Source organism: Bradyrhizobium sp. cir1, from assembly GCF_014198245.1.
GTDB lineage: Bacteria > Pseudomonadota > Alphaproteobacteria > Rhizobiales > Xanthobacteraceae > Bradyrhizobium.
The window spans coordinates 1-14654 of the sequence record NZ_JACIHE010000013.1; the positions used below are offsets into that span (position 1 = coordinate 1).

Genomic DNA, 14654 nt, shown 5'->3' on the forward strand with positions numbered 1-14654 from the left:
TCCGACACCCCCAATCAATCGAGTGTCGTCCTCAGAATCCATATTGCAATTCAACGCAATAGGCCCACAAAAATCATATGCGATTCCCCTGCCCTCCAGGGGAGGGTAAGATAGACCTCACGCCCCCGCGGGCACCTGATCCAGGAATCCCGTCACGCTCTTGATCCGCCCGTCCTTCAGCACGGCAAAATCCGTCCCCTTGATCGGGCTGTCGACGCCATCAGGGCCGAGCCCCCACGAGAAGCGCACATGATCGCCGTAGCCGTTGGGCTCGCCGATCAGCTTGAACCTGAAATCGGGAAAGCGCTGCTGCACGCCTGATATCAGCGCGTCGATTCCGTCCTGGCCGTCGCCTTTCATCAGGGGATCGACATAGCTCGCATCTGCCGTCCAGTTCTCGCTCAGCAGCTCGCGCCGGCGGCTCGTCGTGCGCTCGTTCCAGACATCGATATAGAGGTGGGCGATGGCGGTGTGATCGGTCATGGGATGCTCCTTCGATGACGCCGTGTTCGGCTGACCGTCACTATCGAAGGACTACGCGCGCTGATCGATTACCTCGGAGGTCATCGGAGCGTGCAAAAAATGAAGCGCGATGATGGCCTCATCGCGCTTCATTCGCATGTGTCTTGTTGGCGAAGGTTACTTCGCGGCCGTCACCATGATCTCGACGGTGTATTGCGGGGCCGCCAGTTTGGCTTCGACGGTGGCGCGAGCCGGGGTGTTGCCGGGCGAAACCCAGGCGTCCCACACCGCGTTCATCTCGCCGAAGGTCTTCATGTCGGTGATGTAGATCGTGGCCGAGAGCAGCTTCGACTTGTCGGTGCCGGCCTTGGCGAGATGGCCATCGATCGTCTTCAGGATGTCCTGGGTCTGCTTCGTCACGCTTTCACCGGCCGCGTTGTTGGCGACGACGCCGGCGAGATAGACGGTGTTGCCGTGCACGACGGCCTGGCTCATGCGCGGGCCGGTTTCGAAACGCTGAATGCTCATTTGGGATCTCCTGGTGGAATGGCGGCCCTGTCTAGCCCAGCGCTTTGCGCTGTGCCACCCCGGGCACGCATGCGTTGCCAGGCACGCATGCGTTGTCGGGCACGCATGCGTTGCCGCCGATGCATGCGTCAGGGAAACTGGCTGAAGAAAGCCCAGATCGTCTCGGCGCCGTCGATGTCGCCGTTCTGCGGCCCGAGCAGACCCGTCGCGACCCTCGGGAAGCGAGCATCGGGCGAGAATCCGGGCATGCGATGACCGCCATGGTTGACGCGATAGAGCACGACGTCGTGCCCGGTTGGGCAGCGCGAGGTGATCCGCGTGACCCCGGACTGATCCGCGGGATTCTTGTCAGGCAGATCGACTGCGGCCGCATCGTCCGTCTCGCAGCCATTGAGCTTGCGCCAGAATGCCAGCGTCTCGTTGGTCGACCAGAACCCGTCTGCGGCAAAATAGCTCGATCCGCGTCCGCCCGCGTAAGGCACCAATGGGTCGGCCGTGCCGTTCATGAGCAGCATCGGCAGCGGTCGCGACGGATGACAGGTGACTGCGGTCTCATCAGTGAGATTCATGACCACGCTGGCGCCGGCCGCGAACAGATCGGCGCGCGCACAGAGAAGCGTCATCGCCATCGCCCCGCCATTGGAGATGCCGGCGACATAGACGCGCTTCGGGTCGGCCGTGCCGTTCGCCACCAGCTTCTCGACGAGCTTGGTGATGAAGGCGATGTCGTCGGTGCCGTCGGGCGGACCGCGGAGCGCGGGTCCCGCCTTGGTCCGCGCATCGGCCCAGGCGTGGTTGAGGCCATCAGGAAAGACCACGGCGAAACCTTCACGTTTTGCGACCTGCGGCCACGCCGTGCGCGCGACCATGTCGGCGCCGCGCTGGGTCTTGCCATGCAGCACGACCACGAGCGGTGCCGGCTTCTTCGCCGGAAGCTGCGCGGTGTAGGAGCGCTTCACGCCGTTGACGTCGATGATGTCGGCGGATGCGACCGAGGCGGCGGTCAATGCCGCAAGAAGCATCCCGAGCTGCATCCACCGCCGCATGATCTATCCCACCGCTTTCGCCGCCGCACGGCCGGCATTGCGGCCCGAGAACAGGCAGCCACCGAGGAACGTGCCCTCCAGCGAGCGATAGCCATGCACGCCGCCGCCGCCGAAGCCCGCGGCTTCGCCGACCGCATAGAGACCCGGGATGACCTGTCCCTCCTCGCCGAACACGCGCGAGTCGAGATCGGTCTCGAAGCCGCCGAGCGTCTTGCGGGTGAGGATGTTGAGCTTGACCGCGATCAGCGGCCCCTGCGCGGGATCGAGGATGCGGTGCGGGGCGGCGGTGCGGATCAGCCTGTCGCCGATATAGCGGCGCGCATTGTGGATGTTCATGACCTGCGCATCCTTGACGTAAGGATTGGCGATCTCGCGGTCGCGTGCCTCGATCTGCACTTTGATGTGCTCGAGCTTGAGCAGGTCGTTGCCGGCAAGCTTGTTCATCTCCGCAACAAGGTCCTCGAGCTTGTCGCGCACGATGAAGTCGACACCATGGCTTTTGAAGGCCTCCACCGGCGCGGGGGCGCCCTTGTTGGTGGCGCGGCGCAAGGTCATGCGCCAGCTCTTGCCCGTCAGGTCGGGGTTCTGCTCCGAGCCCGACAGCGCAAACTCCTTCTTGATGATGCTCTGCGTCAGGATGAACCAGGAATAATCATAGCCGGTCGACATGATGTATTTGAGCTGGCCGAGCGTGTCGGAGCCGGGGAACAGCGGCGCCGGCAATCGTGTGCCGGTTGCGTCGAACCACATCGACGAAGGCCCGGGCAGGATGCGGATGCCGTGGCGCGGCCAGATCGGATTCCAGTTCTGGATACCCTCGACATAATGCCACATGCGGTCGCGGTTGATCAGCCGCGCGCCGGTCTTCTCCGTGATGCCGATCATGCGGCCGTCGACATGCTCGGGCACACCGGAGATCATGAATTTCGGCGGCTCACCTAACCGCTTCGGCCAGTTCGCCCGCACCAGCTCGTGATTACCGCCGATGCCGCCGGAGGCGACGATCACGGCTTGCGCCTTCAGCGCGAATTCGCCGACCACGTTGCGCGAGGAGCTTTTGCCGCGCTCGATAGTGTCGGGTGCGAGGATCGCGCCACTGACGCCATCCACCGTGCCGTTGGTGACGGACAGCGCATCGACGCGGTGACGGAACTTGAAGGTGAGGCGGCCGCTCTTCATCGCCTCGCGCGCCCGGCGCTCGAACGGCTCGACGATGCCGGGGCCGGTGCCCCAGGTGACGTGGAAGCGCGGCACCGAATTGCCGTGGCCCATCGCGTCATAGCCGCCGCGCTCGGCCCAGCCGACCACGGGAAAGATGCGATGGCCCATCGCGCGCAGCCAGTCGCGTTTCTCGCCGGCAGCGAAAGCCACATAGGCCTCGGCCCATTGCCGCGGCCAGAAGTCCTCGTCGCGGTCGAAGCCGGCGGAGCCGAGCCAGTCCTGCATCGCGAGCTCGAACGAGTCCTTGATGCCGAGCCGGCGCTGCTCCGGCGAATCGACCAGGAACAATCCGCCGAACGACCAGAATGCCTGGCCCCCGAGCGATTGCTCGCCTTCCTGGTCCACAACGATCACGCGCTTGCCCGCGTCGGCGATCTCGGTGGCGGCCACGAGGCCCGACAGTCCCGCGCCGACGACGATGACGTCTGTTTCTTCAGCCATGCGTTTCCCCCTCCATGAGTTCCCCCCTGTAATTGCCCGGATTGAAGCCAGCGGTTGTACCTGAGATCAAGGGTGTGGCGCGCAAGACACCGTTAACTTGTTCCAGTCTGGGATAGGGACCGGCCGGGTGCAGCGCGGACGCAACACTGGAGTTGAATTTGTTTTGAGCCAGCCGGCCTGCCTAGACAAAACCTTGGTTACGACGGACGCTAGCACTGCATCACCACCTGACACGCAGATTCGAATTCGACCGGGGCGGGGGACAATGAAGTTTCTGACGGGGTTGCTTGCGGCGGTTCTCTTGATCGCGGGCATGGGGGCTTCTCACGCGGTGGTTCGGATCGCGGATGACCGCGGCGGCCGGATTGGAACCTACGTCGACAGGTACCAGGACCTCAGGCAATCGGGCGAGACCGTCATCATCGACGGCCTCTGCGCCTCGGCCTGCACCATCGTCCTCGGCGCCATCCCGCACGACCGCATCTGCGTGACCTCGAGCGCGACGCTCGGCTTCCACGCCGCCTGGGATTTCGGCGCCAATGGCCGCGCCGTGACCAATCCCGAAGCGACCCAGATGCTCTATGCGATGTATCCGTCGCAGGTGAGGCGCTGGATCAACCAGCGCGGCGGCCTGACCCCGCACATGCTGTTCCTGAAGGGCAGGCAGCTGCAGGCCATGTACAAGCCCTGCTACATGGACGCGCAGGCCTCGGCGATCAAGCCGGCACGCCGGTCCCTCCCGCAACCGGAGCAGGTCGAGACGGCTCGGGGCCAGCTCCTCCACTGACATTCGCCGTGACGGGATCGTTTGGCTCGCCAGCGGCGCCTTGCCTGCTGGCGGCGCCTTGCCCGCAGGCGGGCTAAAGCCTATCTGAAAGCCTGGGAACCGGGGCCTTCGCCCCCATCGTTGTCATGGCTCAACCACTGCACCCGGGACATCCGCTACAGGACAATTCGCCCACTGCCGGCCGGACGCCGTCCGTGCTGCTCTTGGCGGGCGCCGGTGCCGGCGGGCTGGTCGTGATCGGCGCGCTGGCGCTCTGGTTCCACTACGGCAGCCAGGTGTTCTTCGAAATGATCAGGACCGGTTTCGCCGCCTGCTTCTGACCCGACAGGAAGTTTTCCGCCCATGAGTTCCACCGCCCGTCCGCTGGTGATCGCGACCGCCTTTGCTGCAAGCCTCGTCCTCGGGCTCCTGATCATGTTCTGGGCCATGGGCGGGGTCAGCAAGGTGGCGCAGCCCGCCGCGGTCGGCGGCCCGTTCCAGCTCACCGACCAGAACGGCAAGGCCGTCACCGACAAGAGCCTGAAGGGCAAGCCGACCCTGATCTTCTTCGGCTACACCCATTGCCCCGACGTCTGCCCGACCTCGCTGTTCGAGATCTCGGAAGTGCTGCGGGCGCTGGGCAAGGACGCCGACAAGGTCAATGCCGTCTTCATCTCGGTCGATCCCGAGCGCGACACGCCGGCGACGATGAAGGACTATCTGTCGAGCTTCGATCCGCATCTCGAAGGTCTGTCCGGCGATCCCGCCGAGACCGCCAAGGTGATCACCTCCTACCGGGTCTACGCCAAGAAGGTCCCGACCAAGGACGGCGACTACACCATGGACCACACCGCGCTGATCTACCTGATGGACCGCGACGGCAGGTTCGTCTCGCCGTTCAACCTGAAGCGCACGCCGGAAGAGGCCGCGGCCGATTTGAAGCGGTATCTTTGAGCTTCACCCTGGCCGCAATCGGCACTCGCGTTCCCGGCGGGATGGTCTATAAGGCCCTCTGATCCCAACGAAATTCATTACTTTCAGCCGATGGCTCCATCGCAACAGGCGAAATCGTTCAAATCTGTCCGTGGCTTGCTGGCAGGGCTGGCTGTCGGCCTCTGCCTGCTCGCCGGCCTGGCGAGCGCGAACGCCCAGGCCCCGGCCAAGCAGCCCCCCTCGGCGCCCCAGGCGACGCCGCAAACCGTCCCCCAGGCGGCCCCCCAGGCCGTGCCCGGGTTCTGGGACCCGCGCCGGCGGCCGGAGCGGCCGGATCTGTCGCGCCTGACCGTGATCCGCTTCCTGACCGAGACCGACTATCCGCCGTTCAACTACACCGGCGCCGACGGCAACCCGGCCGGCTTCAACGTCGACCTTGCCCGCGCGCTCTGCGAGGAGATCAAGGTCACCTGCACGGTGCAGATGCGCCGCTTCGAGACGCTGGTCGATGCGCTCACCTCCAACCGGGGCGATGCCATCATCGCCTCGATGGCGGTGAGCCCGCAGTTGCGCGCCCGCGTCGATTTCACCGATCCCTATTACCGCGTGCCGGCGCGCTTCGCCTCGCGCAAGGATGCGGTGATGCCGGAGATCCGCCCCGAATATCTCGAAGGCAAGAAGGTCGGCGTCATCGCGGGCTCCGCGCATGAGGCCTATCTGAAGGCGATGTTCACCGACGCCGAACTGCACCCCTATCAGAGCGACGACGCGATGCGTGCCGCCCTGCGCAAGGGTGAGGTCGACTTCATCTTCGGCGATGCCATCTCACTCGCGTTCTGGATCAACGGCACGGATTCCGGCGATTGCTGCGCCTTCTCCGGCGGCCCCTTCGTCGAGAGCCGGTTCTTCGGCGAAGGTATCGGCATCGCCGTCCGCAAGGGCAACGACGTGCTGCGCCAAGCCCTGAACTGGGCCCTGTTCCGCGTCTGGGAAAAAGGCCGCTACACCGATCTGTGGCTGCGCTACTTCTCGGTGAGCCCGTTTTAGCTTCGTCGCTGCTCCCTCCGCCGTCATTGCGAGGAGCCCTTGCGACGAAGCAATCCAGACTGTCTCTGCGGAAACATCCCTGGATTGCTTCGCTTCACTCGCAATGACGGTGCGAGAGGCTACACCGCCCACAAAATTGCATTCTGCCCGGAAATCGCTATTTTCCGCGGCCCGGAGGCCCCTGATGTCCGTTATCGACCTTGCCGCAAATCCGAGCGACCTGCGTGCGCTCGCCGAACAATCCAACGCCTGGCCGTTCGAGCAGGCGAAGGCGATCGTCGCGCGGCTGAAGAAAAGCCCGAAGGACGAGGTGCTGTTCGAGACCGGCTACGGCCCGTCAGGCCTGCCGCATATCGGCACGTTCGGCGAGGTCGCGCGCACCTCGATGGTGCGCCATGCCTTCCGCGTGCTGACCGAGGACAAGATCAAGACGCGCCTGCTCGCCTTCTCCGACGACATGGACGGATTTCGCAAGGTGCCCGACAACGTCCCCAACAAGGAGATGCTGGCGGCGCATCTCGGCAAGCCGCTGACGCGGGTGCCGGATCCGTTCTCCAACGAGTACCCGTCGTTCGGCCACCACAACAATGCGCGGCTTCGCGCCTTCCTCGATCATTTCGGCTTCGACTACGAGTTCGCGAGCTCGACCGAGTACTACACCTCCGGCCGCTTCGACGCGACGCTGCTCAAGATGCTCGCGGCCTACGACAAGGTCATGGCGATCATCCTGCCGACGCTGGGGCCGGACCGCCGCGCGACTTATTCGCCGTTCCTGCCGATCAGCAAGACCACGGGCGTCGTGCTGCAGGTGCCGATGATCCGCCGTGACGTCGCGGCCGGCACGGTGACCTATGTCGATCCTGATACCAACCAGGAAGTTGAAACGCCCGTCACCGGCGGCAACGTCAAATGCCAGTGGAAGGCCGACTGGGCGATGCGCTGGGTCGCGCTCGGCGTCGACTACGAGATGGCCGGCAAGGACCTGATCGATTCGGTGAAGCTCTCCGGCGCCATCGCCAAGGCGCTCGGCGCCACGCCGCCCGAAGGTTTCAACTACGAGCTCTTCCTCGACGAGAAGGGCCAGAAGATCTCGAAGTCGAAGGGCAACGGCCTCACCATCGACGAATGGCTGCGCTACGCCTCGCCGGAATCGCTGTCGCTGTTCATGTACCGCGAGCCGAAGGCGGCCAAGCGGCTGTATTTCGACGTCATCCCGCGCAACGTCGACGACTACCAGCAGTTCATCGACGGTTTTGCCAGGCAGGACGGCAAGCAGCAGCTCGGCAATCCGGTCTGGCACATCCACAACGGCAAGCCGCCGAAGGGCGATATGCCCGTCACCTTCCAGCTGCTGCTGACGCTGGTGTCGTCGTCGAACGCGGAGAATGCCGAGACGCTGTGGGGCTTCATCGGCCGCTATCGTCCAGGCGTGAGCCCGCAGACGCATCCGAAGTTCGATGCGATGGTCGGCTATGCCATCAACTACTACCGCGACTTCGTCGCGCCGACGAAGCAGTTCCGCGTGCCGACCGACACGGAACGCGCCGCGCTGCAGGATTTGCGCGATGCGCTTTCGCAGCTTCCGCAGGAGGCGTCCGCGGAGGACATCCAGAACGTCGTCTACGAGATCGGCCGCCGCGAGCCGTTCCTCGACCAGGTCAAGAAGGGCAAGGACGGCCGCCCCGGCGTCACGCTCGACTGGTTCAACATGCTCTACCAGGTCCTGCTCGGCCAGGAGAAGGGCCCGCGCTTCGGCTCCTTCGTCGCGGTCTACGGCGTGCAGAACGCGGTGAACATGATCGACGGCGCGCTGGCGAGGAGCGCGTAGATACGGCCCGCTTCTACAGCGGATCGCCCGCCTTGGTCGTGAATTTGTAGACGCCGTCCGGCCCGAGCACGGCGCGCATGTCGACGTCGGGATAGCTGATCTCGTCGTCCGCCGTGCGGTCGCCGATCACGAGCAGCTTCACGTCCCGCGTCGTGCGATTGATGAAGCGGTGAGCGTCGCCGGTGCCGGCGGGGAAGCCAGCGCACATGCCCGCCGTCAGCACTTGCGCGCCGGAGTTGGTCTCGAGCACCACCTCGCCCTCGATCACGAAGACAAACTCGTCCTGGCGCGAATGCGCGTGACGGAACGAGGACTGGCCGCCCGGGATGATGCGGGTCAGGTTGACGCCGAAATTCTTCAGTCCCGCATGGTTGCCGAGCCGGCGATTGTAGCGCGTCTGATTGGCGGCCCGGTGCATCTCGGGATAGCTCGTGAAATTGCTCTCGTTCACGTCGTCCGGATCGAATGCCGGAGGTCTCGGTTTCGATGGTGCGGTCATTTCGCTTTCTCCGTCAGGCCAGGGATCGGCGCGGCGTCCGCCGCGCGCATCAAGGTCAGCAGCACGCGGCAGAGCGGCGTTGCGATCTGGTGGCGCTCGCCGGCCGCGACCACCGCGCCGGTGAGCGCGTCCACCTCCGAGCGCCGGCCCGCCAGCCGGTCGAAATACATCGATGTGCCGGCATCGGGCGGGAACGTCATCAGCATTGCCCGCAGCTTCGAGGCTTCGTCGTCTGCGAGCCGGGCGCCGTCGGCGCGCGCGACCGCGGCGGCTTCTTCCAGGGCCGCGAGCACTAGCGGGCCCATGTCCTCGCGCCTGAACACGCCCTGGCGCTGCAGCGTGAGCGCGGTGATCGGGTTGGCGATCGCGTTGAGCAGCAGCTTGCGCCAGGCCATCGTCTTGAAGTCGGGGCTGACCAGGATCTGCATTCCCGTGCCTTCGAGCAATTCCACGAAGGCGCGGCCGCCGGCATCATCGCTCACCGCAAAATCATGGTCGCTGGCGCGGCGGTAGCGCACGCGGTCGGGCGCAAGCCGCTCGCCATTATAATAGACGATGGTCGGCACGATGGTCGCCGCTCCGACGAATGGCGCAAGCCGTTCGGTGTGGCCTATGCCGTTCTGCAGGACCGCAACATGCGTGCCGTCGCCGCAGAGCCGCTGCAGCCAAGGCGCGCTCGAGGCGGTATCCTGCGCCTTGGTGCACAGCAGCACCCAGTCATGGATGTCGGCCTGTGCCGGATCCGTCAACATACGTGGCCGCGCCTCGATCGTGCGGTCGGGACGTTCCACCATCAGCCGCGCGATCCCGTGCCTGACGCAGGCGGTGACGTCGTGCCGGCCCGTCGCGTCGAGCGCGCCGGCGATGACGCCGCCAATGCTGCCCAGGCCGACGACGGCGACCCGGCGGCGCCCGGTCGTTGCGGCATGATCGATCGCGGACATCGCGGAATCTCCAGGCATCGCTTTAAGGCGTGTGTTCGCTGAGAGTATTTACTGAAATTGCGGCGTCAGCCAGCCCGCGCGGCCTGCGCAAACTGCAGGGGCGTGATGCCGTAGCAGCACCTGAAGGGCTTGTTGAGTGCGGGCATCTTCGGGCCATCGACGGCTTTTCCGGCGCCTCGTTGTTGCGCCGTGGGGGCGCAGGCCATGCTGACGGCCTTCGATGCCACGGCCGCCAATTATGAGGTCGTCGTGGACGTCCGACCCAGCGTCTCCGGCGCCTGAGCTGCGTTTCAGATCGACCTTAACACGTAACGCCTGTTATCCTTCTGCACCGGGCGTGCGTTCATCGGGTAGAGCTTTGCGAAAGCGGCGACGTCGGCCGCCGACACCTGGATCGGGTCGGTCAGCAGCAGCCATTCGACCACTTCCGAGCAGGGCGGCGTCGTCAGTGAGCCGGGATAGCGGTAATAGCTGAGCTTCGGCGGCAGCATGGCGAGCGGATCGATGCTCGCATCCGCCTTCACCGCCGGCCCTTCCGCCGCCGGCATGGTCTTGACGATCTTGCCAAAGGCCGGGTTCGGCTTGCCCTCGGCCATGAGCACGCCGACCACGGCGAGCCCGCCGGCCTCGTTGCGATGGACGAAATGCGCCTCCATCGGAAAATTCTTGCCGCCGATCATGTGCTCGCTCGGCCGGTGGAAGTGCACCTGGAGCAGCTTGTATTTGACGTCGCCGAGCGTGAGCGTGCTGCCCTCGGCGAAGTTGAGCTGGATCGTGTGCCCGTTGTTGACGATGGTGTCGGCACTCTTGCCCCAGTTCAGCTTCAGCGCCGGCAGTTGCGACTTGACCGTCGCCTCGATGTCGATCGGCGATTGTTGCAGGCCGACCGCGCAGGCCTTGTTGGCTGCATCGAGCTCGCCCCATTTGCCCGGACCGCCGGCGCCTTCATAGCTCCAATGCGCGCCTTCGGCGGCGAAGCCCGGCCTGCAGATCGGACAAAGCGCAAGACCGGCGAGTGCTTTCAATGCGTGGCGGCGATTCATCATATTCCCCCTCCGATGAATTTGATCGGCAATTGCGCGCGCAACCTAGGCGAGAGGGACGGTGAGTCGCAATGGCGATCGCGCGCCAGATCTATTGACTCGCCCACACGATCCTGGCGACCCACGCGACCTCGCCCGTCGCCATCGTGCGCTCGGCCTGCGAGGCATCGAGCGGCTGCAATTCCAGCGTCTTTGCCGTGCGGCGCTTCAGGGTGGCGATCGTCAGCTCGCCCGCTCTGGTCTTCACCACGACGCGATCGCCCTTGCGGATCGGCGTGCCCGGCGAGACCAGGATGACGTCGCCGTCGCGATAGGTGGGCGCAAGCGCGTCGCCCGCGATCCCCAACGCAAAGGTCTGGCTGTCATCGGCGATGGGAAGCGCGACTTCGGTCCAGCCCTTGCCCGATGGAAGGCCGGACTCGTCGAAGGCGCCGCTCGCGCCGGCCAGCGCCAGGCCGAGCAGCGGCACCGAACGGCCATCGCCGGCCTCGCCGTCGACCAGCTTAGCAAAAGTGTCGATCGAGTCGCCGGTCGCCGCCAGCGCTTTCGCGATCGATTCGGTCGAGGGCCATCGCTCGCGGCCGTCCGCGGTGACGCGCTTGGACCTGTTGAAGGTGGTGGGGTCGAGCCCGGCGCGCTTGGCAAGGCCGGACGGAGACAGGCCGGCACGCGCCGCCAGCCGATCCAGCGCGACCCAGATCTGGTCGTGACTCAGCATCCTCTGCGCTTTGGCCTGTCTGACCATGGAAGGTCCAGCCCGTCGCAACTCAGGAAAACTGTCCTCAAATCAACCGGTTTTCCGTTTTTCGCGCAAGGGGTGGCGCGAAAGCGGTTGTCGAGCGAAGGGTATACAAGTTCGTGGCAAGGAAAACGCGTCAAACTGGGAATCTGGAGCCCCGTTCCGATTTCATCGGGACGGAATAGGCTCTAAGTCTTGAGTTCGGAAGGAGCGGCCTTTACGGTCGCGCCCGGGGTTTCAGGGACCCCAACAGACGAAAAAAACCCAGAAAAAACCCAAGAGACTCAAAGAGCTGTCTCAAAGGGCAAACAGGGCTGCGTAAGCGGTGGTCAAGATCTACAAAATCTGTCCGGCCTCGGCCTGGCGCGAGGCGGAACGGCAGGGCGTGTACCAGGGCAGCGCGGACGATTCGCGCGACGGCTTCATCCATTTCTCGACGGCCGCCCAGGTTCCCGAGACCTTGCGCAAGCACTTCGCCGGGCAGCGGGCGCTGTTCCTGGTCGAGGTCGACGGCGACGTGCTCGGCAGCGAGCTGCGCTGGGAGCGCTCGCGCAATGAGGAGCTGTTTCCGCACCTCTATGGCGAGCTCGATCTCGGTGCCGTCATCTCGGTGATAAACCTCAACATGCGCTCGGACGGCGGTCACGACGTGCCGGAGCTTGCCCCGTGATCCGCGCTTTCGACGCTTTCTCGCTGCCGGTGCTGCGCTGGCTCGATCCGGAGGATGCGCATCGCCTGGCGATCCAGGGCCTGCGTTTCCTGCCGCCGGTCAAGCCGCGCCCTGACGATCCCAAGCTCGCGGTGCGCGCCTTCGGGCTCAACTTTCCCAATCCGATCGGCATGGCCGCGGGCTTCGACAAGAGCGCCGAGGTGCCGGACGCGCTGCTGCGGCTCGGTTTCGGCTTCGTCGAGATCGGCTCGGTGACGCCGAAGCCGCAAGTCGGCAACCCGCGGCCGCGCCTGTTCCGGCTCGAGCGCGACGAGGCCGTCATCAATCGCATGGGCTTCAACAATGACGGCGCCGAAGCGGTGCTGCGCCGGCTCGCCGCGCGCGCGCAGCATGGCGGCATCGTCGGCGTCAATGTCGGCGCCAACAAGGATTCGCCGGACCGTGTCGGCGACTACGTCAAGCTGATCGAGACCTTTGCGCCGGTCGCGAGCTACTTCACCGTCAACGTCTCCTCGCCGAACACGCCGGGCCTGCGTAACTTGCAGGAAGGCGCGCTGCTCGACGATCTCCTCGCGCGCGTCATCGATGCACGCGAGCGGGTGCGGCAGAAGGCCGGCGATACGCCGGTGCTGCTCAAGATCGCGCCGGACTTGAGCCTCGCCCAGCTCGACGATGTCGTGCAGGTCGCGCGCTTGCGCCGGGTCGACGGCATGATCGTATCGAATACGACGATCGCGCGGCCGAGCACACTGCGCGAGGAGATGCGCGCCAAGGAGCAGGGCGGCCTGTCCGGCCGGCCGCTGTTCCGCCTCTCGACGCGGATGGTCGCGGAAACCTATGTGCGCGTCGAAGGCGCGTTCCCGCTGGTCGGCGTCGGCGGCGTCGATTCCGGCGGCGCGGCGCTGACCAAGATCCGCGCTGGCGCCAGCCTGATCCAGCTCTATTCGTCGCTGGTCTACAAGGGCCTCGGCCTCGTCGACGAGATCAAGCGCGACCTCACCTCGACATTGCTGCGCACGGGCCGCGATTCGCTCTCCGAGATCGTCGGCGCGGATGCGGCGACGCTGACCGCGGAAGACTGGCCGGGGATGTAGCTCTTCGCCTCGCCCCGCGCTTGTCCGCCGAAGCCTTGGCGAAGGCGGATGCGGGGCTACGTTCTTCTACGGTTTTGAAAACGTCGCCCGGTACAACACCGGATACCTCACCCCCTGCAATCCGCCGCGCGCAACATAGAACGCGATCAGCGCGCACCACAGTCCGGCATTGCCGAGGGATTGCAGCGCCAGCCAGACGCCGAAGAAGATCGCGAGCGAGACCAGCATCAGGTTGCGCATCTCGCGCGCCCAGGTGGCGCCGACATAGATGCCGTCGAAGCCGAACGCGAACACGCCGGGGATAGGCGCGAGCACGATGAACGGCAGGAAATCGCGCGCAGCGCGGCGGACGTCCTCGCTCGCCGTCATGAAGTCGATCAGCGCCGGCCCGAACAGCGCGAACAGCACCGCGACGACCACCGCAAAGCCGAGCCCCCACAAGAGCACCAGCCGGGTAGAATCCGAAAACCCTTTGGCGTCGCGCGCGCCAAAGCTGCGGCCGCAGAGCTGCTGGGCCGCATTGGCAAGGCCGTCGAGGAAGAAGGCGCTGACCAGCAGGAAATTGTTGAGCACGGAGTTCGCCGCCAGCGTGACGTCGCCGGCACGCGCGCCCTTGGCGGTGAAGAACAGGAACACGGCGATCAGCGCCGCAGTGCGGATCAGGATGTCGGTATTCACCGCCAGGAGCCGCATCAGTTTGGCGCGATCGAACAGCGTTGCGCGAGGCACCTTGAAGCCGCCGGCCGCATGGCGGCGGCACACGATCACGCCCAGCACGAAGCCGATGCCCTCCGACAGCAATGCAGCGATCGCCGCGCCTGCTATGCCGGTGTCGTAGACCAGCACCAGCAAAATCGTCGCCACCATGTTGATGAGATTGATGACGACCTGCAGCAGCAGCGCCGGATTGGCGCGGGCCTGTCCAACCAGCCAGCCGAGGATGACGTAGTTGGCGAAGGCGAAGGGCGACGACCAGATCCGGATCATGAAATAGGTCTTTGCCGCCCGCGTCACGCCCTCGCTGCCGCCCATCAGGTCGAACAGCACGGAGGCAAGAGGCAATTGCAGCGCGATCAGCGCCGCACCGATCAGGCCGGCGACGATGAAGCCGCGCACCAGGATCACGGTCTGCTCGCGCGTCTCGCCCGCGCCGAGCGCCTGCGCGGTGAAGGCGAGCGTGCTCATGCGCAGGAAGCCGAACAGCCAGAACAGGCAATCGAAGATCACGGAAGCCATCGCGACGCCGCCGAGCAACGCCGCGTCGTCGAGCCGGCCGATCGCGGTGGTCGAGACCACGCCGATCAGCGGCGTCGTGAGGTTCGCGACCATCGCCGGACCTGCGATGGCGAACACCTGCCGGCTTCCGACGCGGGGATGAACGGGTGCGTGCATC

16 protein-coding genes are annotated in these 14654 nt (G+C 65.4%); 7 read left to right on the forward strand and 9 right to left on the reverse strand.

Going from position 1 to position 14654, the window contains the following annotated elements; translation table 11 throughout:
* Window positions 1–117 precede the first annotated feature (117 nt).
* From GGD63_RS24180 to GGD63_RS24195, 4 genes are all read right to left on the reverse strand, one after another.
* The gene (locus GGD63_RS24180) at window positions 118–483 is read right to left on the reverse strand and encodes a nuclear transport factor 2 family protein (protein WP_183245664.1); all 366 of its coding nucleotides are present in this window, start codon (window positions 481–483) and stop codon (window positions 118–120) included.
* A 156-nt stretch (window positions 484–639) separates the two neighbouring features.
* Window positions 640–990: a RidA family protein gene (locus tag GGD63_RS24185; RefSeq protein ID WP_183245665.1), complete on the reverse strand. Its 351-nt coding sequence runs from the start codon at window positions 988–990 to the stop codon at window positions 640–642.
* Between the two features lie 128 nt (window positions 991–1118).
* Window positions 1119–2036 (reverse strand): PHB depolymerase family esterase, encoded by a 918-nt coding sequence (locus tag GGD63_RS24190; RefSeq protein ID WP_183245666.1) that lies wholly within the window; start codon window positions 2034–2036, stop codon window positions 1119–1121.
* 3 nt (window positions 2037–2039) lie between these two features.
* Window positions 2040–3698, reverse strand: coding sequence for an FAD-binding dehydrogenase (locus GGD63_RS24195; RefSeq protein ID WP_183245667.1), 1659 nt, complete (start codon window positions 3696–3698; stop codon window positions 2040–2042).
* Between the two features lie 265 nt (window positions 3699–3963).
* On the opposite strand from GGD63_RS24195, the gene GGD63_RS24200 reads away from it, so the two are divergent.
* The 5 genes from GGD63_RS24200 (at window position 3964) to GGD63_RS24220 (ending at window position 8272) form a co-directional block, all read left to right on the forward strand.
* Complete coding sequence (locus tag GGD63_RS24200) at window positions 3964–4485, forward strand: hypothetical protein (RefSeq protein ID WP_183245668.1); 522 nt, start codon at window positions 3964–3966, stop codon at window positions 4483–4485.
* Between the two features lie 194 nt (window positions 4486–4679).
* A complete protein-coding gene (locus GGD63_RS40630; protein WP_271581449.1) occupies window positions 4680–4805 on the forward strand; it encodes a hypothetical protein in 126 nt (41 codons plus the stop codon).
* 22 nt (window positions 4806–4827) lie between these two features.
* On the forward strand, window positions 4828–5418 hold the full coding sequence (locus GGD63_RS24210) for an SCO family protein (RefSeq protein WP_183245670.1): 591 nt from the start codon (window positions 4828–4830) through the stop codon (window positions 5416–5418).
* 90 nt (window positions 5419–5508) lie between these two features.
* Entirely contained in the window at window positions 5509–6444 is a 936-nt protein-coding gene (locus tag GGD63_RS24215; protein WP_183245671.1) for a transporter substrate-binding domain-containing protein, read from the forward strand.
* A gap of 184 nt (window positions 6445–6628) precedes the next feature.
* Window positions 6629–8272: a lysine--tRNA ligase gene (locus GGD63_RS24220; protein ID WP_183245672.1), complete on the forward strand. Its 1644-nt coding sequence runs from the start codon at window positions 6629–6631 to the stop codon at window positions 8270–8272.
* 13 nt (window positions 8273–8285) lie between these two features.
* Here the strand turns inward: GGD63_RS24220 and GGD63_RS24225 are convergent, their stop codons facing one another.
* From GGD63_RS24225 to GGD63_RS24240, 4 genes are all read right to left on the reverse strand, one after another.
* The gene (locus GGD63_RS24225) at window positions 8286–8771 is read right to left on the reverse strand and encodes a cupin domain-containing protein (protein WP_183245673.1); all 486 of its coding nucleotides are present in this window, start codon (window positions 8769–8771) and stop codon (window positions 8286–8288) included.
* Window positions 8768–9715 (reverse strand): 2-dehydropantoate 2-reductase, encoded by a 948-nt coding sequence (locus GGD63_RS24230; protein ID WP_183245674.1) that lies wholly within the window; start codon window positions 9713–9715, stop codon window positions 8768–8770. The genes GGD63_RS24225 and GGD63_RS24230 overlap by 4 nt, the downstream gene beginning before the upstream one ends.
* 290 nt (window positions 9716–10005) lie before the next feature.
* Window positions 10006–10758, reverse strand: a complete 753-nt coding sequence (locus tag GGD63_RS24235) for a carbonic anhydrase (RefSeq protein WP_183245855.1) — start codon at window positions 10756–10758, stop codon at window positions 10006–10008.
* Between the two features lie 91 nt (window positions 10759–10849).
* Window positions 10850–11503 carry a helix-turn-helix transcriptional regulator gene (locus GGD63_RS24240; protein WP_183245675.1) on the reverse strand — a complete coding sequence of 218 codons (654 nt, stop codon included), beginning with the start codon at window positions 11501–11503 and terminating at the stop codon, window positions 10850–10852.
* 319 nt (window positions 11504–11822) lie between these two features.
* Between GGD63_RS24240 and GGD63_RS24245 the strand changes: the two genes are divergently transcribed.
* Complete coding sequence (locus GGD63_RS24245; RefSeq protein ID WP_183245676.1) at window positions 11823–12167, forward strand: DUF952 domain-containing protein; 345 nt, start codon at window positions 11823–11825, stop codon at window positions 12165–12167.
* Window positions 12164–13261, forward strand: coding sequence for a quinone-dependent dihydroorotate dehydrogenase (locus GGD63_RS24250; RefSeq protein WP_183245677.1), 1098 nt, complete (start codon window positions 12164–12166; stop codon window positions 13259–13261). The genes GGD63_RS24245 and GGD63_RS24250 overlap by 4 nt, the downstream gene beginning before the upstream one ends.
* 66 nt (window positions 13262–13327) lie before the next feature.
* Here GGD63_RS24250 and GGD63_RS24255 read toward each other — a convergent pair whose 3' ends face one another.
* On the reverse strand, window positions 13328–14653 hold the full coding sequence (locus GGD63_RS24255) for an MATE family efflux transporter (protein ID WP_183245678.1): 1326 nt from the start codon (window positions 14651–14653) through the stop codon (window positions 13328–13330).
* Window position 14654: the final 1 nt, after the last annotated feature.

Bases quoted from the DNA above. Each gene is read 5' to 3' on its own strand.
- GGD63_RS24185 (WP_183245665.1), bottom strand. From the start codon at position 990: ATGAGCATTCAGCGTTTCGAAACCGGCCCGCGCATGAGCCAGGCCGTC.
- GGD63_RS24215 (WP_183245671.1), top strand. From the start codon at position 5,509: ATGGCTCCATCGCAACAGGCGAAATCGTTCAAATCTGTCCGTGGCTTG.
- GGD63_RS24180 (WP_183245664.1), bottom strand. From the start codon at position 483: ATGACCGATCACACCGCCATCGCCCACCTCTATATCGATGTCTGGAAC.
- GGD63_RS24220 (WP_183245672.1), top strand. From the start codon at position 6,629: ATGTCCGTTATCGACCTTGCCGCAAATCCGAGCGACCTGCGTGCGCTC.
- GGD63_RS24225 (WP_183245673.1), bottom strand. From the start codon at position 8,771: ATGACCGCACCATCGAAACCGAGACCTCCGGCATTCGATCCGGACGAC.
- GGD63_RS24235 (WP_183245855.1), bottom strand. From the start codon at position 10,758: ATGAATCGCCGCCACGCATTGAAAGCACTCGCCGGTCTTGCGCTTTGT.
- GGD63_RS24195 (WP_183245667.1), bottom strand. From the start codon at position 3,698: ATGGCTGAAGAAACAGACGTCATCGTCGTCGGCGCGGGACTGTCGGGC.
- GGD63_RS24240 (WP_183245675.1), bottom strand. From the start codon at position 11,503: ATGGTCAGACAGGCCAAAGCGCAGAGGATGCTGAGTCACGACCAGATC.
- GGD63_RS24255 (WP_183245678.1), bottom strand. From the start codon at position 14,653: ATGCACGCACCCGTTCATCCCCGCGTCGGAAGCCGGCAGGTGTTCGCC.
- GGD63_RS24230 (WP_183245674.1), bottom strand. From the start codon at position 9,715: ATGTCCGCGATCGATCATGCCGCAACGACCGGGCGCCGCCGGGTCGCC.
- GGD63_RS24190 (WP_183245666.1), bottom strand. From the start codon at position 2,036: ATGCGGCGGTGGATGCAGCTCGGGATGCTTCTTGCGGCATTGACCGCC.
- GGD63_RS24200 (WP_183245668.1), top strand. From the start codon at position 3,964: ATGAAGTTTCTGACGGGGTTGCTTGCGGCGGTTCTCTTGATCGCGGGC.
- GGD63_RS24210 (WP_183245670.1), top strand. From the start codon at position 4,828: ATGAGTTCCACCGCCCGTCCGCTGGTGATCGCGACCGCCTTTGCTGCA.